Raw genomic sequence first — 24,449 nt, 5'->3', positions numbered from 1 at the left:
GGATTATTTCGTCTTCAATCTCAAATAAACTGTTGCTAACGGCGGAATGGACACTGAAATCGAATTTTCTCGTCCGTGGCTTTCAATGTTTTCACTTGCGACACAACCAAAATTGCCCACGTTAGAGCCTTGATAGTACATTGAATCGGTATTCAAAATTTCTTCATATTCGCCCGCAATATTCACACCAATGCGGTAGTCGTAGCGAGGCACAGGGGTAAAGTTACTGACGACAATAATGCGTTCTCCGTTTGAACTGCGACGTTCAAAAGCGAACACAGAATTTGCCGCATCATCAACGACAAGCCAATCAAAACCTTCTGGGGAGTTGTCGAGTTCAAAGAGCGGTCGATTTTTTTGATAAATTTGATTAAGGTCTTTAACCAGCTTCAACACGCCTTTGTGCCAGCCTCCGCCAATATTTTCATCAAGCAAGAACCAGTCCAAACTTTCTTCGTAATTCCATTCTCTGCCTTGAGCAAATTCATTACCCATAAAGAGCAATTTTTTGCCTGGGTAGCCCCACATATAACCGTAATATGCACGTAAGTTAGCGAATTTTTGCCACGTATCGCCCGGCATCTTGCCAAGAAGTGAATATTTACCGTGAACCACTTCATCGTGAGAAAGTGGCAGCACAAAATTTTCGCTATATTGATACACCATTCCAAAGGTCATTTTGTTGTGATGATATTGGCGGTAAATTGGGTCAAGCTGCATATAGGCGAGCGTATCGTTCATCCAGCCCATATTCCATTTGAAATTAAAACCTAATCCACCGTTTTCGCTTGGGTGAGTTACGCCTGCAAAAGAAGTTGATTCTTCCGCAATAGAAATTGCCCCCTCCATTTCACTGTGAATTTTCCAGTTGGTATGTTTTAAAAAATCGATGGCTTCTAAATTTTCACGTCCGCCATATTGGTTTGGAATCCACTCCCCTTCCGCACGGCTGTAATCGCGGTAAATCATCGAAGCCACAGCATCCACGCGAATACCATCTACACCAAAGCGTTCAAGCCAATACAGTGCATTACTGGATAAGAAATTTTTGACCTCATTACGTCCATAGTTATAAATCAAGGTATTCCAATCTTGATGATAGCCTTCGCGAGGGTCTTCATGTTCATACAAGGCTGTACCATCAAACGCGACTAAACCATGGGTATCACTTGGGAAATGCCCTGGCACCCAATCTAAAATCACGTTGATGCCTGCTTCGTGAGCACGTTTTACTAAACGGCGAAATGCCTCAGGCGAACCAAAGCGACTGGTTGGCGAATAAAGTCCAAGTGGTTGATAACCCCAAGAACCATCAAACGGAAATTCAGAAAGCGGCAAAAATTCAATGTGGGTAAAGCCCATCTCTTTTACATAAGGAATTAATTCATCAGCAATTTGATCGTAATCTAGCCAAAAATTGTTTTCTAAATTACGACGCCAAGATCCTAAATGCACTTCATAAATAGAAATAGGTTGGTTGCCTTGATTGGCTTTTTTGCGTGCTTCGGTCATTTCCACCACATTTGGCAAGGCACTGACTTGTGAAGCCGTATCTGGGCGAAGCTGCGAACTAAACGCATAAGGATCGGCTTTCAAACGCAAGTTTCCAAAGCAATCAATCAATTCAAATTTATACAGCTGACCAAGACAAACTTTCGGTAGGAATAGTTCCCACACACCGCTTTTCGGGTGGAAACGCATTGGGTGGCGGCGACCGTCCCAATAGTTGAAATCGCCCACAATAGAAACGCATCTTGCATTAGGCGACCATAAGCGGAAATTCACCCCGCTCACACCATCACATTCCATAAAATGCGCACCAAGCACTTCATACGGACGAAGCATAGAACCTTCAGAAAGTAGCCATTGCTCTAAATCATCAATCATAGGATGAAAACGATAAGGATCTTCGACTATTTGCGATTCATTTCCCCAAAAAACCTGTAATTGATAAGCAAAAAAATGACGACAATTTGGAATAACACCAACAAAAAAGCCACGCTCATCGACACAATCAAGTTCCGTTATTTCTTTTCCACTTTCACGCTCAATCACCACAACGCGACTGGCATCTGGCAACAACGTACGGATTTCAATTCCTTGCTCTGTTTCGTGCATACCAAGCGTAGCAAAAGGATCGCCATTGCTCGCATCAAAAAAACCATCAATAATTGCTTGTGTTACTGCGGTTGTCATATTTACTCCTTATACATTTCGCCCTTGGTTAATTTGCACAAAGAACGTTTTTAAAGCTTCATTGTTAAAAATAAACGCTAACGGTTGAGCAAGTTTCTTGCACCAGTTTGGATATTCATTTGAAGTACCCGGCAAATTAAAACTGATTTCTTGGCTAAGTAAATTTTCTAATTGTACACCAATCAATCGGCTGTTACTTTCTGCTAAATAATGATGGATCATTCTGTTTAAATGATCGTGCATCGCCATAGAAAGCGCATCGCCTTCATAATGCGGTGGTAAATAATTATCACGATGTAAACTATTTAATAAGGCTTGTTTATCCATAACACGTTGATCGTATTTTTGCTTGAGCACTTCCCCATTCAGAATACCAAGTTGATTAAATAATTCTAAATCACGGCAATGCCAAAAACTTTGTAATGAGGGAACATCATGTGTACCAATAGTGGCATAAGCATTTCGAGGATAATCAGATATACGAGGAAATTCGCCATTTCGTTGGGCAAAATACAATACAAAATAAGAGAAAATTTGAAACTCGTTTAATTTCCACCGCACTTCATCAGGCACGGTGCCGAGATCTTCACCAATAATCAAACATTCATTGCGTACACTTTCAATAGCAAGAATCGCCATTAATTCATCAAAAGGATAATGAACATAAGCGCCATCAGCCGCGGTTTTTCCTTCTGGAATCCACCACAAACGGAATAAGCCCATAACATGATCGATGCGTAGCACACCGAAATATTGCATATTGGCACGTAGCATATCGATAAATGGTGCAAAGCCACGTGCTTTTAGCACTGTTGGATTATAAGGTGGCAAATTCCAATTTTGCCCGACAGGGCCTAACGGATCGGGTGGCGCGCCAGTAGAGGCATTTACACAATATAAATCAGGATCGCTCCATACATCAGCACTACCACGAGAACTATTCACCGCTAAATCGCCATAAATCCCCAACGTCATACCAAATTGTTTACAAAGATTTTGTAATGCGGAAAGTTGTTCTTCCGAAAGCCATTGCAACCAAGCAAAAAACTGGATTTTATCCTGATGTGTTTTTAATAAGGCTTTTCTTTTTTCCGCACTTAAATGTTGCCATTCCTTACGCCAGCCAAGCCAACCGATGGTATTTTCATCTGCTTGATGATCAGCGTGTTCTTGTAAATCCAAGACATTAAATAAGCCCTGTAACAATAAAGGTTCCCCTTTGCTTTTTAAATAATCTGCAAAGATTTTTCGACGTGTCACAATTTCAGCGGATTGACTACGTTGAAAGAAATCAAATAGAAGCTCAAGTGCGGTTAATTTTAAAGCCAAAATTGAAGAATAATCGACGCAATCACTTTTACGTAAATTACCAATTTTTTCTTGAATATCCTCACGCTTAAACCAATTTTGCACTGAACGACAACGCTTAAATTCGGGTAAATCAGGAATGGCTAAATATAAAAAATTCAACCAACGACGAGAAGATGAACTATAAGGGCTTGCCCATTTTGGCACAGCAGGATACGGCAAATGTAATGGATTAATTCCCACATAATCTGCGCCTAATTTTGCACTTTGTTCAATCAAATAGGCCAAATCGCCAAAATCGCCAATGCCCCAGTTTTGTTCTGAGCGTAAACTGTAAAGTTGCACATTCACGCCCCATACTTTTTTATTTTTTAATACGGGTGGTTGAAACGCTGTTTTAGGGGAAATAAGTAAACGAACGCTGTACTGTTCAGTATCAGAAAAAATAGATAATTGATAATAGCCAAAAGGAAGTGGAGGCAGGGAAAGTGCGGATAAATTTGAAAGTGTTTTTTCCAACAGAATAGCATTAGATTCATCAATCAGCTGATAACGATATTCCACAGATGGTGGCAAATCTAGACGATTTAGTCGATAATCAATCGGTTCATTTTCAAATGCAGCCAGTACATCGTCAAACTGTCCTTTCGTTTTTGGCGGAGGCTGCAAAAGCTCAACAAAAGTTGAAACCGTCTTTTCATTCGCGAAAATAAGATGTCCATCAATATCATAATGAGAAAGCGCGATACCGCATTTTTCCGCTTTTTGTTTGAGAGAATCCGAGATTTGCATAGACACCACATCACAACTATATAACTCTTGTTAGGGATTATAGCTAAGCTGAAAGTGATGACAACTGGCTTTATTTAAAAGTGTGATCTTCGTCAATAATAAATTCAAACCAATCAATCACATCGCGTTCGTGGATACCATTTTTAATCAAAATATCCGCATTTTTTACAGAATGGGGAGAGCCTGAAATAAGCGGATGCCATTCGGGAAGCGTTTTTCCTTCATAAAGCAAACGATAAGCGCAAGTATCAGGCAACCAATGAAAATCAGGTAAATTCTTTTTGGTGAGTTTGGTGCAGTCGGTTTCAATTTTAAAACGCTCTAAATAATTACCGCACTTTCCAGTTTCCACATCTAAAAGGTTGCAAGCAATTCGAGTGTAATAAAGTTTTTGGCGTTTGCCTCGCCCTTGAATATATTTGCGATAACAGCATTTTCCGCAGCCATCGCATAAGGCTTCCCATTCAGATTCAGTCATTTCAAGCAGGGATTTTGTTTGCCAGAAATTGGGTTCAAGTTGCATATTGGATTGCATAGTTGATACAAATAAAAAGTGCGGTCAAAATCACATTTATTTTGACCGCACTTGGTTGATTAAAATTAGAAGCCCTCTTTTAGACTTACCGTTAAATTAAACACCAAATGTTCAGGACGGCTATCTTTACTATCTGCACAGAAATAACCTTCACGTTCAAATTGATAACCTTTCTCTGCTTCTGCAGCAGCCAAGCTTTGCTCTACAAAACCTTGTTTTATCACTAAAGAATTTGGATTTAATACGCTTTCAATATCATCTTCAGCCCCTGGATTTGGTACGGTGAAAAGACGCTCGTATAAACGGAACTCCGCTGGATGATTATGCACTGCAGATACCCAGTGAATTACCCCTTTTACTTTGCGACCATCTGCTGGATTTTTACCTAAGGTTTCAGGATCATAAGTACAGAAAATCGTGGTAATGTCGCCACTTGCATCTTTTTCAACACGTTCAGCTTTAATCACGTAAGCATTACGTAAACGTACTTCTTTGCCTAATACTAAACGTTTATATTGTTTGTTCGCTTCCTCACGGAAGTCTGCACGATCAATATAAAGCTCTTTCGTAAACGGCAATTGACGCTCGCCTAATTCTGGACGATTTGGATGATTTGGGGCAGTTAAAACTTCCACGCCTTCAAAGTTTTCAATTACCACACGAACAGGATCAATCACTGCCATTGAACGCGGTGCATTTTCGTTTAAATCCTCACGAATGCAGGCTTCAAGTGCAGAATACTCTACGACGTTATCTTGTTTTGTCACACCAATACGACGGCAGAATTCACGTAACGAAGCAGGTGTATAACCACGACGGCGTAAACCTGAAATGGTTGGCATACGCGGATCGTTCCAACCATCTACAATGCCATCATTCACTAATTTCAATAATTTACGTTTAGAAGTTAATGTACCCTCTAAATTTAAACGTGAGAATTCATATTGATGCGGTAATGGACGTTCAATACTGATATTTTCCAACACCCAATCATATAAACGACGGTTATCTTGGAATTCTAATGTACAGATCGAGTGAGTAATACGCTCAATGGCATCAGAGATACAGTGAGTAAAATCGTACATTGGGTAAATGCACCATTTTTCGCCTGTTTGATGATGGCTGGCAAATTTAATACGATAAATTACAGGATCACGCATGACCATAAATGGCGATGCCATATCAATTTTTGCGCGTAAACTTGCTTTACCCTCGGCAAATTCGCCATTTTTCATTTTTTCAAATAAAGCTAAGTTTTCTTCAATAGTGCGGTCACGATATGGGCTGTTTTTACCCGCTTCAGTTAATGTGCCACGATATTCACGCATTTCATCTGGCGAAAGTTCATCAACATAAGCCAAACCTTTTTTAATTAATTCAATGGCATAGCTATAAAGTGCATCAAAATAATCGGACGCATAACGCGGTTCGCCTTCCCATTTAAAGCCTAACCATTCCACATCCGCTTTGATAGAATCTACATATTCCACGTCTTCTTTTACTGGATTGGTATCGTCAAAACGTAGGTTACATAAACCTTGGTATTCTTTTGCCAAGCCAAAATTCAAGCAAATAGATTTTGCGTGACCAATATGCAAATAGCCATTCGGCTCTGGCGGAAAACGGGTATGAACGCTTTTATGTTTACCCGAAGCTAAATCTTCATCAATAATTTGGGTAATAAAATTGTGAGTGCGAGTATTTTCAGCACCCAAAGATGTCTCTGTCATCATTTTCTCTCGTTAAAATAAAAAAATATTTGGCTATTCTATACAAATCTAAGGGAAAATAAAGGTTCATCTCCTGTTCTTGCCATAGAAATACTGGATTTAAATAAAAGATTGTAAAAACTTGCCATAAAAAACCGCCACGAAATTATCGTGGCGATGTATAAATGCAAAAAGTGCGGTAAGTTTTTTGGCAGTTTAGCTTACCAAACCCAGCCAGCCCCCATTTGATAGGAAATTTTACTGTTTTTTAACTGGATCCTTGAAAGTGTAAATTCTTCGGCTTTTTTACTATTAATTGTATTATTCTTTAAATGATCAATAATTAGGCTATATGCCCAAACTCTTTAATGCCGTAATTACTACTAATTGAATTGTTATTTGCCGCAAAGGCTTGAGAAGATATCAGCAAACTGCTGATAAGTTAGGCTGCCGTGGTTAGTTTGACAGATGAAAAGAAAAGATTATGCTTGCTTGCAGAATTACAATAAAACATTTTATATACTCCTAGCATTAAAATAAATAGAAGCGCGACTTTACGCTAAATAGATTGATATGTAAAGGAAATACAATTTTTTTCGTGCAAATTCTACTATTTAACTTTAAAATACCTGCCACTGAACAAACGTTCATTATAAATAATGGTCACAATATTTATTTTATAAATAAAAAAGTGCGGTTAAAATCATCCGCACTTTTTAGTTCGTAGAAAGGAAAATTCAATGTTTAAAATGAAAAATATCACGCTTGCTTTGTTGATGTCTGGTGCATTAGTGGGATGTGCCAATATTGGCGATTCTTATCAAGCAAGCCTTGAAGATTACAAGCAATATGAAGAAATTACCAAGCAATATAATGTAAAAGAAAATTGGTGGTCATTATATGATGATGCGCAATTAAATCGTGTTATAGAACAGGCTTTAACAAACAATAAAGATTTAGCTAAAGCTGCTGTAGCGGTAAACCGTGCGCTTTATAGTGCAAATTTAGTGGGTGCAAATTTAGTGCCTGCATTTAATGGTTCAACTTCATCTGCGGCACAACGCCGAGTTGACACAAGTGCAAACTCAGCTATTTCACACAAAGGTTCTTTAAATGTGAGTTATACATTAGATCTGTGGCAACGTTTAGCTAATACTGCTGATGCAGCAGAATGGTCGCACAAAGCAAGCGCAGAAGATATGGAATCGGCTCGTTTATCATTAATCAATTCTGTGATAACAACTTATTATCAAATCGCTTATTTAAATGATGCAATTAGCACAACCGATGAAACAATCAAATATTACACGGATATTGGCAATATTATGCAAACGCGTTTAGCCCAAGGTGTGGCTGATGCAGCCAGCGTTGATCAAGCACAACAAGCCATATTAACGGCGCGTAATAACAAATTAAATTTTGAAACCCAACGCAAAACGGCAGAACAAACCTTACGCAATCTGCTGAACTTAAAACCAAACGATGGGTTAAATATCACTTTCCCACATATTATGAATGTGAAAACGGCAGGCGTAAACTTAAACGTGCCTGTGTCTGTAATTGCAAATCGTCCTGATGTAAAAGCAGCACAATTCCGTTTAAGCAGTGCATTCAAAAATGCGAAAGCAACTCAAAAAAGTTGGTTCCCAGAGATTAATTTAGGTGCAAGCCTTTCTTCAACAGCAAGTACTGTTGGCACGGCGTTACACAATCCTGTGGCTGCTGGCACAGTCGGAATTAGCTTGCCATTCTTAAATTGGAACAGCGTAAAATGGAACGTTAAAATTTCTGAAGCTGACTATGAAACCGCACGTTTAAATTACGAACAACGTATTACCACGGCTCTCAATAATGTGGATACCAACTATTTCGCGTTTACCCAAGCACAAAGTACATTAAGTAATTTACAGCAAACCCATAGTTACAATCAGCGTATCACACAATATTATCGAAATCGCTATAATGCGGGCGTATCCGAATTGCGTGAATGGTTGGTTGCAGCTAATACGGAAAAATCATCACAACTTGCAATTTTGAATGCAAAATATCAAGTGTTGCAAAGTGAAAATGCGGTATATAGCTCAATGGCGGGATATTATTTTTAAAATTAAAATGAATTAATCTATAAAAAATCCCTGTTAAATTTCTTTAACAGGGATTTTGTTATTTAAATTAAACCTATTATTTTACCGCTTCTTTAACAGCATCTACTGCTTGAGTTGCTTTTTCTGAAACCGCCTCTTTCATTTCGCCTACTTTTTCTGACGCTGCTTCTTTCATTTCAGTTGCTTTTTCCGACGCAGCTTCTTTCATTTCACTTGCTTTTTCTGATGCAGCCTCTTTCATTTCAGTTGCTTTTTCTTTCATTTCGCCTACTTTTTCCGACGCTGCTTCTTTCATTTCGCTTACTTTTTCTGATGCAGCTTCTTTCATTTCAGTTGCTTTTTCTGCTGCAGCTTCTGTTGCTGATTTAATTACTTCTTTCGCATCTTCCACTTTCTCTGCAGCTTTATTTTTCACGTCTGTAGAAAGCTCTTGTGCTTTTTCTTTTACCTCTGCCATTTTATTTGCAGCAGCATCTTTTGTTTCTGATGCAACTGATGCTACAGTTTGTTTTGTTTCCTCAACTTTTTGTTTTGTTTCTTGTTTATCAAAACAACCTGTCACGGCTAAAGCTGAACTTAAAACTAATGCGAGTGTTAATTTTTTCATTATTTTCTCCATAGAATAATTTGATTATTACAAAGCCCTATTACTTTGATGTAGTTTAGTTTACGGGAATTTTCATAAAAAGAAAAATAGTAATAGTAAAACTTTACCTTTCTAAAAAAAGATTACTTCACAAAACAACACCTAAGATATTGATTTTAAATGATTTTTATAAAATCTATAAAAATTTTATTTTTTTGTAAAAAAAGAATAATTTATTTTAAATAAATTATAGGAGATGCTTGATGAATCAATATCTCTGATTTTTTGCCATCCCATATTAATTGAGCAATGGTTGCAGGATAAAATGGTATTGGATTTCGTTTTCCATACAGTTCAGCAACAATTTCTCCCACTAAGGGCAAATGAGAAATAATCAATACAGATTTAACACCTTCATCTTTTAGTACTTCTAAATAATCAATTACGGAATGCGCATATCTATAAGGCGTAATCCCCTCCCAAATTTCAACGTTATTTTCTAACGCAAAATCAAAAGCTTGATTAACTTGATGAAAGGTTTCTTCAGCTCTGGTATAAGGGCTTACTAAAATACGGTCTAGTGAATTAATTAATAATGTACTTAAATGTTGTTTTAGCCACTGCCCTTGTAAAAAAGCCTGTTTAGAACCATAAACAGTCAAATGGCGAGCTTTATCACTATTAGCCATTACTTCCGCTTCGCCGTGACGCATAATAAAAATGTTCATTTTGCTTTCCTAAAAACTTTATAAAAATAAGCCGCACTTTACTAAGTGCGGTCAAAAATTAATTAATTTTTTTCACGGCTTCTGCAATTTCTTCTGCACATTGTTGTGCAAGTTCAGCATCTTGGCATTCCACCATAACGCGAATAAGTGGTTCCGTACCCGATTTACGCAATAAAATACGACCTTTACCTTCTAAACGTTTTTCAACCTCTGCGGCAACAGATTTTACAGCATCACTTTCAAGTGGATTTTCCCCACCCGTAAAACGTACATTGATTAACACTTGTGGGAATAATTTAACCGCACTTGCTAATTCATTTAATGATAATTTATGCTGTGCCATCGCTGCCAATACAGCCAATGACGCAACAATGCCATCGCCCGTTGTATTTTTATCCGCAATGATAATATGTCCAGAATTCTCACCCCCAAGCGTCCAATCATTTTCAACCATTTTTTCCAATACATAACGGTCGCCTACATTTGCACGTAAGAAGGGAACACCAAGCATTTTCAACGCAATCTCTAGGCTCATATTACTCATTAAGGTGCCAACGACACCGCCTTTTAATTGACCTGAGCGCAATGCTTCACGCGCAATAATAAAGAGAATTTGGTCGCCATCGACTTTATTTCCTAAATGATCGACCATCATAATGCGATCACCATCGCCATCATAAGCCAAACCAACATCAGCTTTCATTTCAACAACTTTAGCTTGCAATGCAGTTACATCAGTTGCACCACATTTTTCATTAATATTCAAACCATTTGGATCCGTACCAATTTCAATGACTTCCGCACCTAGCTCTCTAAACACGTTAGGCGCAATATGGTAGGTTGCACCATTTGCACAATCTACCACGATTTTATAACCCTCCAAGCCTAAGTGTGCTGGGAATGTCCCTTTACAAAACTCAATATAGCGTCCTGCTGCATCATTAATACGGCTTGCTTTACCTAATTCGGCAGATTCCACACAATCCATAGGTTGTTCTAACATTGCTTCAATGGCTTCTTCAATTTCATCAGGTAATTTAGTGCCTTTTGCTGAAAAGAATTTAATCCCATTATCATAATAAGGATTATGAGAGGCTGAGATCACGATACCTGCTTCAGCTCGGAAAGTTCTGGTTAAATAAGCAATAGCAGGTGTCGGCATAGGGCCAGTAAATGCAGCAGATAACCCCGCAGCAGCTAAACCTGCTTCAAGGGCTGATTCCAACATATATCCAGAAATTCGAGTATCTTTACCTATTAAAACCATTTTAGAACCTTGAGAAGCCAATACTTTTCCTGCTGCCCAACCTAATTTTAATGCGAAATCTGGTGTGATTGGATAAGTACCCACTTTTCCACGAACACCATCTGTTCCAAAATATTTACGATTTGCCATAATACAATTCCTTTAATTTTTTATCGTTATAAAATCATCAGGCATTTTCTGTTGCCTGCCAAACTTTGAGCATATCTGATGTTGCTGCAACATCATGTACGCGTAAAATTTTTGCACCTTTTTGCGCAGCAATAAGCGCACCTGCCGCACTACCTATCACTCGCTGATCGACGGCTTTATTAAGCACAGCGCCAATCATTGATTTGCGAGATAATCCCGCTAACACAGGATATCCACTATGACAAAATTCATTCAGATTTTGTAATAATTGATAATTATGCTGTACAGACTTACCAAAACAAAATCCCATGTCCCAAATTAAGTTTTCTTTTTTAACACCAGCAGAAAGACATTCATTAGTACGTTTCTGTAAAAAAGCGAATACATCTTGTACGACATTCTCATAATGAGGATTTGCCTGCATCGTTCTAGGTTGCCCTTGCATATGCATGATACAAACAGGTAAAGCTAGTTTTACTGCGGTTTCTAACGCATTTGGCTCTTGCAAAGCACGAATATCATTAATCAAATCCATTCCAACACTTGCTGCTTCACGCATCACAACTGCTTTTGAAGAATCGACAGAAATCCAGCAATCAAAACGGCTTCGCACCGCCTCCACTACTGGCACAACACGATGCAATTCTTCTTGTTCAGAGACTTCATCCGCATCATTAGGACGCGTAGATTCACCACCAATATCAATAATTGTCGCCCCTTCTTCCAACATTTTTTCAACTTGAAAAAGCGCTTTATCCAAACTAAAAAACTGTCCGCTATCAGAAAAAGAATCAGGCGTAAAATTAAGGATTCCCATAATCTTAGGAACGCTTAAATCAAGACATTTATTGTTCGCGTATAGTTTCATAAAGTGCGGTAGATTTTTAGATTAATTTTAGTCGAACGATTATAACGGAATACGCTGAAGAAAAAAATCATTAGGAAAAAATAAAGCCTTTCTAAAGAAAGGCTTTGTTGATTAAAGAGTTGATTAGGAATTAGAATCTACCGAATTTTCACCCGCACTTTGAGCATTATTGCTATTTGCATAGGCAGCTTGCCCTGTGTGCTCTTCCCATCCAGACGGTGGAGTGACAGGTTCACGATTCATCAATTGTTTGATTTGTTCTTCTTCAATGGTTTCATATTTGACTAATGCATCTTTCATCGCATGAAGAATATCCATATTGTCGATCAAAATCTGTCTTGCTCTCGCATAGTTACGATTTACAATTGCACGAACTTCTTCATCAATTGCATGAGCGGTTTCATCTGACATATGTTTTGCTTTCGCCATTGAACGACCTAAGAAAACCTCGCCCTCATCTTCCGTATAAAGAATCGGACCTAATTTGTCAGAGAATCCCCATTGCGTCACCATATTGCGCGCAATATTAGTAGCGACTTTAATATCGTTAGACGCACCGGTAGAAATATTTTCTTCACCGTAAATCAAATCTTCTGCCAAACGACCCGCATACAAGGTAGAAAGCTTACTTTCTAATTGTTTTTGGCTAATACTAATTTGATCACCTTCAGGCAAGAAGAATGTCACACCCAAGGCACGTCCTCGAGGAATAATGGTCACTTTGTGAACAGGATCGTGTTCAGGCACTAAATAACCCACAATGGCGTGACCAGCTTCATGATAAGCAGTGGATTCTTTTTGCTTATCCGTCATAATCATAGTGCGACGCTCTGGCCCCATATTGATTTTATCTTTCGCTTTTTCAAACTCAAGCATGGTTACCGTACGTTTATTCACTCGAGCAGCAAACAAAGCCGCCTCATTGACTAAATTTGCTAAATCTGCACCAGAATAGCCCGGCGTACCACGCGCTAACGTCATTGCATCAACATCTTGCGCAACAGACACTTTACGCATATGCACTTTTAAGATTTGCTCACGACCTTTCACATCAGGTAAGCCAACAACTACTTGCCGGTCAAAACGGCCTGGACGAGTTAAAGCTGGATCAAGCACATCTGGACGGTTAGTTGCGGCAATAACAATTACACCGTCATTACCGCTAAAGCCATCCATTTCAACTAGCATTTGGTTTAAGGTTTGTTCACGCTCATCGTGTCCGCCGCCTAAGCCCGCACCACGTTGGCGACCCACTGCATCGATTTCATCAATGAAGATTAAGCAAGGTGCATTTTTCTTAGCCTGTTCAAACATATCACGTACACGTGATGCGCCAACACCTACAAACATTTCTACGAAATCAGAGCCAGAAATAGTGAAGAATGGAACTTTTGCCTCTCCCGCAATCGCACGAGCAAGTAAAGTTTTACCAGTACCTGGAGGCCCTACCATCAAAATACCTTTTGGAATTTTACCGCCCAAATTTTGGAATTTATTCGGATCACGCAAGAAATCAACGATTTCGCCCACTTCTTCTTTTGCTTCATCGCAACCAGCCACATCCGCAAAAGTCACCTTAATCTGATCTTGATTCAACATTTTGGCTCGGCTTTTACCAAAGCTCATCGCTTTGCCGCCACCGCCTTGCATCTGACGCATAAAGAATACCCATACACCAACAAGGAATAACATTGGGAACCAAGAAATTAAAATTTGGGATAAGAAACCACGTCTTTCAAATGGCGTGCCTTCCACTTTCACTTTTTTGCTTAATAAATCATCAAGCAATTTTTTATCTTCAAGTGGTGGCATTACGGTTGAATATTTAGAACCATCGGTTTTCGTTACCGTAATTTCATTGGCATCAAAACGTGCCGCTGTCACTTGTCCGTTGCTTACATCGTAAACAAAGGTTGTATAATCAGTAGAATTTTCTACCGAAGATGAATTGAAACTTTGGTATGCTGTCATCATAATGACTGCCACTACCACCCAAAGCACTAGATTTTTGACCATATCGTTCAAAGTCTAACCTACCTTTCCTAAGTTAAAAAATTTCGTCACAAGATACTACACATCATTAGCAATGAAAAGCTATCAAAGCAATTAACCTTTATAGCCTGTTGCCACAATATATACTTCACGAGATCGTCCACGTGATGCTTCAGGCTTACGCACTTTCACCACATTAAATAAAGAACGAATTTCTCTTAAATATTCATCAAAGCCTTCCCCTTGGAAAACTTTAACAACAAAACTTCCTTTGCTTGCCAAGACTTGTTTACACATATCTAAAGCAAGCTCGACCAAATACATTGCACGTGGAATATCCACTGATGGCATTCCACTAAAATTTGGTGCCATATCAGACATCACAACATCAACTTTATCTTCACCTACGCATGCTAATAAAGCATTCAAAACATTTTCATCACGGAAATCACCTTGTAGAAAATCAACGCCTACAATGGGATCCATTTCCAAAATATCACAAGCAATCACACGACCTTTGCCACCAATTTGGCTTACTACGTATTGTGACCAACCGCCTGGTGCGGCGCCGAGATCGACCACTGTCATTCCCTGTTTAAATAATTTATCCGTTTGCTGAATTTCATCAATCTTAAAATAAGCGCGTGATCGCAACTTTTGCTTATGTGCTTTTTGCACAAATTGATCACTAAAATGTTCATTCAGCCAACGAGAAGAACTCGCTGAACGTTTTTTCTTTCCCATAATCTTCTATTTTTTGTAGTCGTTTCGCCTATATTTGGGTACAATCTGTCAAATTCAAGCCGAAGCTGATTGAAATCAGTAAAAAACATTGAGAAAATCAACCGCTCTTTTTTATTAGGAATCCTTATGACAACCTTATCAACCAAACAAAAACAATTTTTAAAAGGTCTTGCGCACCATCTTAACCCAGTCGTTATGCTTGGTGGAAATGGCTTAACCGAAGGTGTACTTGCTGAAATTGAAAATGCACTTAATCATCACGAACTCATTAAAGTAAAAGTTGCTGGTGCAGATCGTGAAACAAAACAACTTATTATCAATGCGATTGTGCGTGAAACTAAAGCAGCACAAGTACAAACTATCGGGCATATTTTGGTGCTTTATCGCCCAAGCGAAGAAGCAAAAATTCAGCTTCCACGCAAATAACAACAAAAGTGCGGTCATTTTCAACCGCACTTTTTTATTTAAATATAATTCACTTCAATAATATCAAATTCAACGACACCGCCAGGCGTTGTAATATTAACGGTATCATCTAATTCTTTACCAATTAAACCTCGCGCAATTGGTGAATTAACCGAAATTAAACCAGATTTAATATCAGCCTCATCATCGCCTACAATGCGATAAGTGACTTCTTCGTCTGTATTTGTATTTACAAGTACAACTGTTGCACCAAAAATCACTTTACCATTATTTGGCATTTTTGTGACATCAATAATTTGAGCATTACCAAGTTTACCTTCAATCTCTTGAATACGACCCTCACAAAAACCTTGTTGCTCACGCGCTGCGTGATATTCTGCATTTTCTTTTAAATCTCCGTGCTCGCGGGCTTCTGCTATGGCTTTAATAATTTCTGGACGACGTACATTTTTTAAGAAATCCAATTCTTCTCGTAATTGTTCTGCGCCACGCACAGTCATTGGAATTTGTTGCATTGTTTTTCCTTTTACTAAATAAAACAAAAACCACAGTAAAATTCTAAAATCTTACTGCAGTATTATCAAAAATAAACTTGAAATGAGAAAATGATTTACTCAATTTCATTCGGGGCTTATTATTGTTCGTCTAAAAAAAAATAGCAACCATAACAAACCTAATATGAAAAAATTATCTTCAATTTCTACCGCACTTGGTTCCTTTTTACTTTCAGTGAGTTTTAGCCTTCCAACCTTCGCCAATATTAATGTTTCAGATTTAACACAAAAACTGCCTGAAGGCTCTAACGTAGGTTTCATCGCCAAAAATATAAATCAAAACCAAATTATTGCTGATTATAATGGCTCAACCTTTATGCTTTCTGCAAGCACACAAAAAGTTTTTACAGCCGTTGCCGCTAAACTTGCATTAGGCGATCAATTCCAATTTGAGACCGCACTTTTGAGTAATGGGAAAATTCAAAGTGGGAATTTAGATGGTCACTTAATCGTGCGTTTCACAGGCGATCCTGATCTCACAAGAGGTCAGCTTTATAGCTTACTTGCCGAATTAAAAAAACAAGGCATCAAAAAAATTAATGGCGATTTAGTATTAGATACCTCTGTTTTTTCTAGTCACGACCGAGGATTAGGTTGGATTTGGAACGATCTCACAATGTGTTTCAACTCTCCACCAGCAGCTGCAAATATTGATAACAACTGTTTTTATGCGGAACTAGATGCGAATAAAAATCCAGGTGAAATAGTAAAAATTAATGTGCCTGCACAATTTCCAATTCAAGTGTTCGGACAAGTTTATGTAGCGGATAGCAATGAAGCACCTTATTGTCAGCTCGATGTTGTTGTACACGACAATAATCGCTATCAAGTAAAAGGATGTTTAGCCCGTCAATATAAACCTTTTGGCTTAAGTTTTGCCGTGCAAAATACGGATGCTTATGCTGCCGCGATTATTCAACGTCAATTAAGACAATTAGGTATTGAGTTCAATGGCAAAGTCTTGTTACCCCAAAAACCACAACAAGGTCAGCTATTAGCGAAACATTTATCAAAACCATTACCAGATTTATTGAAAAAAATGATGAAAAAATCCGATAACCAAATTGCCGATTCATTATTCCGAGCGGTGGCATTCAATTACTATAAACGCCCCGCCTCCTTTCAATTAGGCACATTAGCGGTTAAATCCATATTGCAAAAACAAGGAATTCGTTTTGGTAATAGCATTTTAGCCGATGGTTCGGGTCTATCTCGCCATAATCTTGTGGCACCTAAAACGATGCTATCCGTTTTAGAATACATCGCCAAAAACGAAGATAAACTACATTTAATGGAAACTTTCCCCATCGCAGGTGTAGATGGCACGATCAGTGGGCGAGGTGGATTAATTAGCCCGCCATTAGTGAAAAACGTGATTGCTAAAACTGGTTCTTTGAAAGGCGTTTATAACCTAGCTGGCTTTATGACAAATGCGCGAGGGGAAAAAGTGGCATTTGTACAATTTATTAATGGCTACTCAACTGGCGATTTGGAAAGCAAAACAAAACGTGCCCCATTAGTACAATTCGAGCGTAATTTATATAACGAACTCTATAAATATTAAGGTGCTGTAGTAGATAACAACTAAAAATCCTATTTAGGTTAGAATAAACCAATGAGAAAAAGTCACTTAAGCCAGCATAAATAAAATAAACTCATTGAACTGTTTGCCGTAGGTGTCACAGCAAGAACAGCCAGTAAATTGGTTAATGTAAACAAAAATACAGCCACTTATTACTTTCATCGATTACGCTTACTCATTTATCAAACAAGCCCACATTTGGAAATGTTTGAAGGCGAAATTGAAGCCGATGAAAGCTATTTCGGTAGTACTCGAAAAGGCAAACGTGGGCGCAGTGTTGCAGGGAAAGTCGCGGTATTCGGGCTTCTCAAATGAAATGGCAAGGTTTATACCGTCGTTGTCCCTAATGCGCAATCAGAGACATTATTGCCAATTATCCGAGAGAAAGTTAAGCCTGATAGCATTGTGTATACGGATACCTTTCGTGGTTATGATGTGCTTGATGTCAGTGAATTTAGCCATTTTCGCATCAATCACAGCACGCATTTTGCTGAAAATCACAACTACATAAACGGAATTGGGAATTTTTGGAATCACGCAAAACGCCATTTACAGAAGTTTAATGGCATTCCCAAAGAGCATTTTGAGCTGTATTTAAAAGAATGTGAATGGCGTTTTAACAACAGTGAAATAAAATCTCAAATTTCCATTTTAAAACAATTAGTTAAGGGGAGTTTGGTCTAGTGATCTAGTACAGCCCCATAAAAAAGCCCTCGATATTCGAGGGCTTGATTTTTTACTATCGTAATAAAAATTAGCGACGTAAACCTAAACGAGCGATAGTGCTTTGGTATAAAGCAAGATCAGTACGTTTTAAGTAGTCTAAAAGTTTACGACGACGAGAAACCATACGTAATAAACCACGACGACCATGGTGGTCTTTTTTGTGCTCTGCAAAGTGAGTTTGTAAGTGGTTGATTTGTGCAGTTAATAATGCGATTTGAACTTCAGAAGAACCGGTATCTTTCGCATCACGACCAAATTCAGCAACGATTGCTGCTTTTTTTTCAGTACTTAGAGACATTTTTTACTCCTAAAAGGTAGTGTTGTTAATACATCATTCGCCGATCTCTAACTCAGCGATGACAAGGAAATCGCATTCTAACGATGAATAAGTTCAAATGCAAGATAAAGATTAAAGTTACCACACTTTTCATTATTAGAAGCGAATACCAGATCCAATCCCCACACCTAATCCTACACCATTACTTCCACCACCAGCACTAACACCACCACCCACAGTACAAGCAGCTAATATGCCTGATAATGCAAAAATAAAAAATATTTTCTTCATCATTTTTTCTTTATCAAGAAAATTTCAAATAAGCGATAAATCGAAATTAAATCTGTCTTTGCAATAGGTTTAAAAGGCAATAAAAGATAATAAACCCAGCTAAAACGTTGCAAAAATACGATCATATTTTGCCAATTTTTCGCTTCACAATGTGTTTGATAATACAACGCTACTTTTTGAATAAAAGTGTCCGAAATATCTTCTTCTCGACATAAACTATCAAAGAAAAATAACATATCCCGAATAACTACCCAATTTTGATTTCGGCTATTTGAACGAGATTCAAAATCAAGAAAAGTAACTTTCCCTTTATCCCAAGTAATATCTCGAATAGCAGGACGACCATGCACCAAATTTTTAGCATGCAAATCAATCAAAGCGAGACAAGCATCATAAATAATTAAAAATTTCTGTTGTTCATCTATATTTTTATTACATAGCCATTGTGATACGGTAAGTCCCACATTCTCTAAAACAAAAAAATGATCACTATAATAAGAGACTTTTGGCACTGGCGCATTTTGTTCAGCAAGCTTCAATAAAGTATATAATTCATTTTTAAAAGATTTTTTAGGATGGGGTTTTAATAATAGCCAAATACCTTTCAATTTTTCAGGTTGCTTCAACCAATATTTTTTTCCTTCATATTGAAAAGGATAAATTCGTTCATCTCGATGTTTTGTTACCAGTTGCTTCACATATTCTTGAAAATCATCATTTACCATCATATTCCCACTACTTTAGTATATTATTTATAATTTAAATAGAAATTAATTTAATATTTTCTATAATAACGTTTATTAAAAACTTTAAAATAAACTTTATTTACCACTAATAAAATTAAAAAATAACAAGAATATTATAGATATTTTAAAAATTTATTACAATTTAATAAGTAAAAGTGCGGTGAAAATCTAAGAAAAACTTTCACCGCACTTTTGTATGAATTAATAAAGAAAAATTAAAATGTTGAGGTATCTTGGAATAGTCCCACTTTTAAATCTGTCGCGGTATAAATAACACGACCATCTACTTCAACTTCACCATCAGCCATTCCCATAACTAGTTTACGATTAATAACTCGTTTCATATGGATTCGGTACACCACTTTTTTAGCTGTTGGCAAAATTTGTCCTGTGAATTTAACTTCTCCAACGCCTAATGCTCGCCCTTTTCCTTTGCCACCAATCCAGCCTAAATAAAACCCAACAAGCTGCCACATCGCATCCAATCCTAAACAACCTGGCATTACTGGATCGCCAATGAAATGGCAACCAAAGAACGGCAATTCAGGTTTAATATCAAGTTCGGCTTCAATGTATCCTTTACCGAAAGCACCTGTTTCTTCATTCATTTCAATAATACGATCCATCATCAACATTGTTGGCGCGGGTAATTGCGGGCCTTCTTTACCAAATAATTCGCCGCGACCTGACGCGAGCAAATCATCATAAGAATAGCTACTTTTTTTATTAAGTGTACAAGCGTTTTGCATTTCAGATTCCTTTATATATGATAAATCCAGTTTATAACTGATATATCTATTTTAAAATGAACGCAGTAAACTGTAAATAGCTAACACTTGTTCGCAAAACTTGTCGGAGCAGTCACTCTTAGAAATTATAGAAAAAAAGAAAAGCGAAAAAATGCTCGCTTTTCTCTATTAGGAGCGGAAAAAATGCCAAAAACTTTTTCGTTCAGAATCGGCACGTCCCTCAATACGACGTTGAATAAGACGAGATAAAGGCTCAGTTTTTTCTGTATAATCTTTGTTTTCATCTAACAAATCACGCCCAAATAACAATTCACAAGCCTGATAAATATCTTCCACAGGATAAATAAAAAACTCGCCATTTTTTACCGCACTTTTCACTTCATTAGACAAACTCAGTTGCTGAATAGTCGTCATTGGAATGATTACACCTTGTTTTCCAGTCAAACCGCGACGTTGGCAAATAGTAAAAAAGCCTTCAATTTTATCATTTACACCACCAACAGAATGAACAAGTCCAAATTGATCAATCGATCCTGTAATTGCGATATGTTGAGGCAAAGGCAAATCAGCTAAAGCGCTTGCTAGCACACAGAAAATCGCCAAAGATGCACTATCACCATCAATTTCACCATAAGACTGTTCAAACACTAATGAGGCAGAAAATGGCAATTGTGAGGGCAAATCTAAGATATTGGAAAGGCAAGCTTGCGCAATCATCATGCCTTTACCGTGAATATTTCCCGCTAGTTCATTTTTTCTTTCAACATCAATCACTTCCCCATCGCCAAATTGCACAATACAACTAATACGCGAAGGTTCGCCGAAACATACTGGCGTACCAGGATATTCAATTACCGAAAGCCCATTAATTTGTCCAACAATTTCGCCTTGCGTTTCGACATAAACTTGCTCGTTTAAAATATCGGCATAAGTTTGTTCTTTTAAGAAACCATATTGTGCTAATTTTTGTTGAAAAATACCCTCAAAATCCACCGCACTTAATGCAGTTTTTTCAGCAAAAGTTGAAGCATCCTGTAATATTTCTTTTAATTTGAGAGGAGATGCATTAATTAAAAAGCGATTTTCACTTTCACGAACTAATAATTGATAGAGTTTATTTAAAGCAAGAAAATCTAGCTCAATATTTTGCTCTTGAGCCATTTGTTGTACATAACTCGCCCAAGTTTTTTGTTCCTCCACTTCAGCTACAGAAATATAACTTTCAATTTCAGCATAATCGGCGAAAGAATAAAGATTTTCTTCTAACTCAGCCAAAGTGGCTAATTCAGTACGATTACCAAGTACAATCACTTTTAAGTTCAGCGCATAGCTTAGTATATCACAAGGTAAATTTTTAAATGGATGGGCTGAATACCAGTCAAAAGTTTGGGTTTGCAAAATTTGTTTTAATCGCCCCCACAAATCAAATTGAGATAACAATGTTGCCGCACTTAAAATCAAAACTCCGCCATTAGCTTTATGCACTAATCCTGGCACTAATTGAATATCTTGTGAACTTGGATGAATCCGAAAACTACCAAAAAGCTGGAATTGATCGCAATACAATGCGCTTAATACCTCTCCTTGACTGGCAAAATTATCATCTAAAGATTTTGCAGGCTCAGTATAAATATACGGAAAAGAAAAAGAACCCCCCTGCTCTATCACATAATTCACACCAAAAATTGACCGCACTTTATGATGGTTTTGCGATATAAAATTTTGCAATAACTCCGCATATTCAACTGGCTCACCGACTTTCATCATCAATAAAGAACGCGTTGGATGGCGTAAAAATAAATCGATAGCCTGTGTAGCATTCGGTTGTAATGCCCAGAAATCCACTGGTTCTAAAGGAAAATCTTGAATTGCTAAATCAGGTTGCAATGCCTGCCAATTTAAGGATTGCTCCATAGCTTGTTGTTGAGAAAATGATGAACTCACGGCTGGTCTCTTTCTAGAAAAATTAGCCACATTATCGCATATTTAATAGCCTTGTGAAAATCCACTAGAAAATCAGCATAAAAACACGTATATTAATGCAGTTACCACGTCACTCAATGATAAAAAATGAAATACCAAAAACTCGAAAATCAAGAAGCAAATTGGAAATGGATTTACCTAATTCGTAAACATCGCGAAGGGGAAAATATCACGCGTTATGAAGAACGTAGTTTACAAGAAGCCAAAGCGCAAGAATTATTAGAATCCCAAAATTATCCAGAAAAAATTGAAGAATGGATTAAAAATCATCTTTCTCCAGCCTTACCAATTAAGCTTGATCAAGCCATTCGCGCCCGCCGTAAACGCTTTTTTAATGGAGAAAAGCAACATACCAAGAAAAAATCCATTGATTTGGAATATGCGGTTTGGCTACGTCTTTCTAAATATTCTCGAAAAATGAAAATGACACTTTCGGAAACAATTACCTATATGATTGATGAAAGAGAAAGCAAAGCACAATTTGAAAATCAAATGGCAGCAATGAAAACTAGTTTAAAGAATTTATTAAAATAAAAAAAAGACAAGCTGCAATTCTTGTCTTTTAAGTTAGGACTAATAGAGAAAAAATCTAGGGTTGTTATTATTCTTGAGTATCCAAAATTGGGATTATTTTTGTGGCGTGAGATCCTTTATCGCCGTGGATAACTTCAAATTGCACCTTTTGACCTGCTTTTAATGAACGATAGCCGTCCATTTCAATCACTGAATAATGTGCAAAAATATCGGCATCCACACCTTCTGCGGAAATGAAACCAAATCCTTTTGCATTATTGAACCATTTTACAATACCAATTTCCATAAAAGACCTCTCTAGGCTTCGCCTATTAAAACAATAAATCAACAAGACTCTCGCCTTATCACCTAATATAGGTCCGTTATGTTTAAATATTTTGAACGGTTATGCAACGAGCAATATTCAAAAATGATAAGTAGATCACAAAAAATTTAATTTTCTGGAGTTTTTTTATCATTTTTATGAATTTCTCGTAGTGCTTTCGCCACTATTTGAATAGCTTCTCCGCTACTAATTCCTTTTGCCATAAGTTCTTGAATTTGTTCAACTGCCTTTTGTTGCTGTTCGTGTGTTAAGTTAATATCAAACATTTTCCCATCCAAATTGATTCATTAATTGCTGCCATTGTTCGTCTAGCCCTGCTGTAATTGTTATTTGCTCTTTCGTTATTGGATGAATAAAAGACAAACTATTAGAATGTAAAAATAATCGAGAACAACCTAAATGTGAGATTAATGCACGATTTTGATGTAAGTCACCATATTGTGTATCCCCTAAAATCGGATGAAAAATATGTTTCATATGGCGACGTAGTTGGTGTTTTCTACCTGTATGAGGAATTAATTTCACTAAAGAATAACGCGCCGTTTGATAACGCCCAGCAGGATAAGGCATTTCGACTATTTTTAATCCTTCATAATCAGTAATCGCTTCTTGAGGCTCTTTATCTTCTTGAGAAAATTTATCTGCGATTTTATCCAATTGGATTTTTAGTGGATAATCTATCCGCTCTTTTCCCTGTAGATACCCTCGCACTACAGCCAAATAAGATTTCTGAACGCACTTTTGTTCAAATTGTTCACACATTAAGTTCGCAATTTCGCTGCTCAATGCAAATAATAACACGCCAGATGTCGGTCGATCTAAACGATGAATAGGAAATACGTGCTGACCAATCTGATCTCGCAAAGTTTGCATCACAAATTGAGTTTCATGAGGATCTAACCAACTGCGATGAACCAACATGCCAGCAGGCTTATTCACCGCAACTAGAAACGCATCTTGATATAAAATTTCTAACATTCTTTCTTGTTCAGAAGTTCTTCTAAAGCAACCAAAGGGGCTAATAATTTTTGCAATTCATCAAATTCTTTCATTGCTTCTTCAATATAAGGCGAAATGGCAATTTTATTTGGCAAGGCTGAACCACTTTCTAATAATGCCTGCATGCGTGGAATAAATATCCACTGTAGCCATTCTTCGGCAGACATCGTATCAATTGAAAAAGGTTCTTCACTTAAAAACGCCTCTGCAGCAGGGGGCATCGTTTGCCATAAATTAAGCTGCTGCATGGTAATTTGAAGCTGTTCAAGATGCTGTTTAGTTTGATTACGCATATTTT

At 37.5% G+C, this 24,449-nt stretch carries 24 protein-coding genes and 1 pseudogene; 5 read left to right on the top strand and 20 right to left on the bottom strand.

Annotated features, from left to right (window positions below; all coding sequences use genetic code 11):
- Positions 1 to 3 precede the first annotated feature (3 nt).
- From glgB to glnS, 4 genes are all read right to left on the bottom strand, one after another.
- Positions 4 to 2,196: a 1,4-alpha-glucan branching protein GlgB gene (gene glgB / locus ACPT8Q_RS06335; RefSeq protein WP_061671207.1), complete on the bottom strand. Its 2,193-nt coding sequence runs from the start codon at positions 2,194 to 2,196 to the stop codon at positions 4 to 6.
- A gap of 9 nt (positions 2,197 to 2,205) precedes the next feature.
- The gene (gene malQ / locus ACPT8Q_RS06330; protein ID WP_050949173.1) at positions 2,206 to 4,296 is read right to left on the bottom strand and encodes a 4-alpha-glucanotransferase; all 2,091 of its coding nucleotides are present in this window, start codon (positions 4,294 to 4,296) and stop codon (positions 2,206 to 2,208) included.
- Positions 4,297 to 4,366: 70 nt separating this feature from the next.
- Positions 4,367 to 4,819, bottom strand: coding sequence for a YcgN family cysteine cluster protein (locus ACPT8Q_RS06325; RefSeq protein WP_050949172.1), 453 nt, complete (start codon positions 4,817 to 4,819; stop codon positions 4,367 to 4,369).
- A 77-nt stretch (positions 4,820 to 4,896) separates the two neighbouring features.
- Complete coding sequence (glnS, locus tag ACPT8Q_RS06320; protein ID WP_050949171.1) at positions 4,897 to 6,564, bottom strand: glutamine--tRNA ligase; 1,668 nt, start codon at positions 6,562 to 6,564, stop codon at positions 4,897 to 4,899.
- 716 nt (positions 6,565 to 7,280) lie between these two features.
- On the opposite strand from glnS, the gene tdeA reads away from it, so the two are divergent.
- Complete coding sequence (tdeA, locus tag ACPT8Q_RS06315; protein WP_050949170.1) at positions 7,281 to 8,645, top strand: toxin/drug exporter TdeA; 1,365 nt, start codon at positions 7,281 to 7,283, stop codon at positions 8,643 to 8,645.
- Between the two features lie 76 nt (positions 8,646 to 8,721).
- Here tdeA and ACPT8Q_RS06310 read toward each other — a convergent pair whose 3' ends face one another.
- From ACPT8Q_RS06310 to rlmE, 6 genes are all read right to left on the bottom strand, one after another.
- Complete coding sequence (locus ACPT8Q_RS06310; protein WP_050949169.1) at positions 8,722 to 9,252, bottom strand: histone; 531 nt, start codon at positions 9,250 to 9,252, stop codon at positions 8,722 to 8,724.
- A gap of 212 nt (positions 9,253 to 9,464) precedes the next feature.
- Positions 9,465 to 9,959, bottom strand: coding sequence for a phosphohistidine phosphatase SixA (gene sixA, locus ACPT8Q_RS06305; protein ID WP_050847627.1), 495 nt, complete (start codon positions 9,957 to 9,959; stop codon positions 9,465 to 9,467).
- Positions 9,960 to 10,017: 58 nt separating this feature from the next.
- Complete coding sequence (gene glmM / locus ACPT8Q_RS06300) at positions 10,018 to 11,355, bottom strand: phosphoglucosamine mutase (RefSeq protein ID WP_425627511.1); 1,338 nt, start codon at positions 11,353 to 11,355, stop codon at positions 10,018 to 10,020.
- Positions 11,356 to 11,392: 37 nt separating this feature from the next.
- Positions 11,393 to 12,223 carry a dihydropteroate synthase gene (gene folP, locus ACPT8Q_RS06295; protein WP_105197868.1) on the bottom strand — a complete coding sequence of 277 codons (831 nt, stop codon included), beginning with the start codon at positions 12,221 to 12,223 and terminating at the stop codon, positions 11,393 to 11,395.
- A 123-nt stretch (positions 12,224 to 12,346) separates the two neighbouring features.
- Complete coding sequence (gene ftsH, locus ACPT8Q_RS06290) at positions 12,347 to 14,239, bottom strand: ATP-dependent zinc metalloprotease FtsH (protein WP_425627510.1); 1,893 nt, start codon at positions 14,237 to 14,239, stop codon at positions 12,347 to 12,349.
- A gap of 90 nt (positions 14,240 to 14,329) precedes the next feature.
- Positions 14,330 to 14,959 (bottom strand): 23S rRNA (uridine(2552)-2'-O)-methyltransferase RlmE, encoded by a 630-nt coding sequence (gene rlmE / locus ACPT8Q_RS06285; RefSeq protein ID WP_013525847.1) that lies wholly within the window; start codon positions 14,957 to 14,959, stop codon positions 14,330 to 14,332.
- A 126-nt stretch (positions 14,960 to 15,085) separates the two neighbouring features.
- Here rlmE and yhbY point away from each other — a divergent pair, with 126 nt between their 5' ends.
- Entirely contained in the window at positions 15,086 to 15,385 is a 300-nt protein-coding gene (gene yhbY / locus ACPT8Q_RS06280) for a ribosome assembly RNA-binding protein YhbY (RefSeq protein WP_005650404.1), read from the top strand.
- A gap of 38 nt (positions 15,386 to 15,423) precedes the next feature.
- On the opposite strand, the gene greA is transcribed toward yhbY, so the two are convergent.
- On the bottom strand, positions 15,424 to 15,900 hold the full coding sequence (gene greA, locus ACPT8Q_RS06275; protein WP_005650402.1) for a transcription elongation factor GreA: 477 nt from the start codon (positions 15,898 to 15,900) through the stop codon (positions 15,424 to 15,426).
- A 163-nt stretch (positions 15,901 to 16,063) separates the two neighbouring features.
- Here greA and dacB point away from each other — a divergent pair, with 163 nt between their 5' ends.
- On the top strand, positions 16,064 to 17,503 hold the full coding sequence (dacB, locus tag ACPT8Q_RS06270) for a serine-type D-Ala-D-Ala carboxypeptidase (RefSeq protein ID WP_005662415.1): 1,440 nt from the start codon (positions 16,064 to 16,066) through the stop codon (positions 17,501 to 17,503).
- Positions 17,504 to 17,596: 93 nt separating this feature from the next.
- Positions 17,597 to 18,205, top strand: a pseudogene (locus ACPT8Q_RS06265) (IS1595 family transposase).
- A gap of 70 nt (positions 18,206 to 18,275) precedes the next feature.
- Here the strand turns inward: ACPT8Q_RS06265 and rpsO are convergent.
- From rpsO to ACPT8Q_RS06240, 5 genes are all read right to left on the bottom strand, one after another.
- The gene (gene rpsO / locus ACPT8Q_RS06260; RefSeq protein WP_005652821.1) at positions 18,276 to 18,545 is read right to left on the bottom strand and encodes a 30S ribosomal protein S15; all 270 of its coding nucleotides are present in this window, start codon (positions 18,543 to 18,545) and stop codon (positions 18,276 to 18,278) included.
- Between the two features lie 135 nt (positions 18,546 to 18,680).
- Positions 18,681 to 18,815, bottom strand: coding sequence for a hypothetical protein (locus ACPT8Q_RS06255; protein WP_005657378.1), 135 nt, complete (start codon positions 18,813 to 18,815; stop codon positions 18,681 to 18,683).
- Positions 18,815 to 19,543: a hypothetical protein gene (locus tag ACPT8Q_RS06250; protein ID WP_005662421.1), complete on the bottom strand. Its 729-nt coding sequence runs from the start codon at positions 19,541 to 19,543 to the stop codon at positions 18,815 to 18,817. Before ACPT8Q_RS06250 ends, ACPT8Q_RS06255 begins: the two co-directional genes overlap by 1 nt.
- Before the next feature lie 233 nt (positions 19,544 to 19,776).
- Complete coding sequence (gene fabA, locus ACPT8Q_RS06245) at positions 19,777 to 20,310, bottom strand: bifunctional 3-hydroxydecanoyl-ACP dehydratase/trans-2-decenoyl-ACP isomerase (RefSeq protein ID WP_005650386.1); 534 nt, start codon at positions 20,308 to 20,310, stop codon at positions 19,777 to 19,779.
- Positions 20,311 to 20,478: 168 nt separating this feature from the next.
- Entirely contained in the window at positions 20,479 to 22,254 is a 1,776-nt protein-coding gene (locus ACPT8Q_RS06240) for an AAA family ATPase (RefSeq protein WP_425627509.1), read from the bottom strand.
- A 126-nt stretch (positions 22,255 to 22,380) separates the two neighbouring features.
- On the opposite strand from ACPT8Q_RS06240, the gene matP reads away from it, so the two are divergent.
- Positions 22,381 to 22,827 (top strand): macrodomain Ter protein MatP, encoded by a 447-nt coding sequence (gene matP, locus ACPT8Q_RS06235; RefSeq protein ID WP_005628871.1) that lies wholly within the window; start codon positions 22,381 to 22,383, stop codon positions 22,825 to 22,827.
- 67 nt (positions 22,828 to 22,894) lie between these two features.
- Here the strand turns inward: matP and cspD are convergent, their stop codons facing one another.
- The 4 genes from cspD to ACPT8Q_RS06215 form a co-directional block, all read right to left on the bottom strand.
- A complete protein-coding gene (gene cspD, locus ACPT8Q_RS06230) occupies positions 22,895 to 23,113 on the bottom strand; it encodes a cold shock domain-containing protein CspD (protein WP_021035241.1) in 219 nt (72 codons plus the stop codon).
- Positions 23,114 to 23,259: 146 nt separating this feature from the next.
- Positions 23,260 to 23,418: a YoaH family protein gene (locus ACPT8Q_RS06225; RefSeq protein ID WP_005628875.1), complete on the bottom strand. Its 159-nt coding sequence runs from the start codon at positions 23,416 to 23,418 to the stop codon at positions 23,260 to 23,262.
- Positions 23,411 to 24,130 carry a tRNA pseudouridine(65) synthase TruC gene (truC, locus tag ACPT8Q_RS06220; protein ID WP_050949162.1) on the bottom strand — a complete coding sequence of 240 codons (720 nt, stop codon included), beginning with the start codon at positions 24,128 to 24,130 and terminating at the stop codon, positions 23,411 to 23,413. The genes ACPT8Q_RS06225 and truC overlap by 8 nt, the downstream gene beginning before the upstream one ends.
- Positions 24,124 to 24,444 (bottom strand): YqcC family protein, encoded by a 321-nt coding sequence (locus ACPT8Q_RS06215; protein ID WP_050949161.1) that lies wholly within the window; start codon positions 24,442 to 24,444, stop codon positions 24,124 to 24,126. Before ACPT8Q_RS06215 ends, truC begins: the two co-directional genes overlap by 7 nt.
- Positions 24,445 to 24,449: the final 5 nt, after the last annotated feature.

It is taken from the genome of Haemophilus sp. HN_Hi10, assembly GCF_049821985.1.
GTDB classification, from domain to species: Bacteria; Pseudomonadota; Gammaproteobacteria; order Enterobacterales; family Pasteurellaceae; genus Haemophilus; species Haemophilus influenzae_D.
This window is presented reverse-complemented; position numbering and strand designations above follow the sequence as displayed.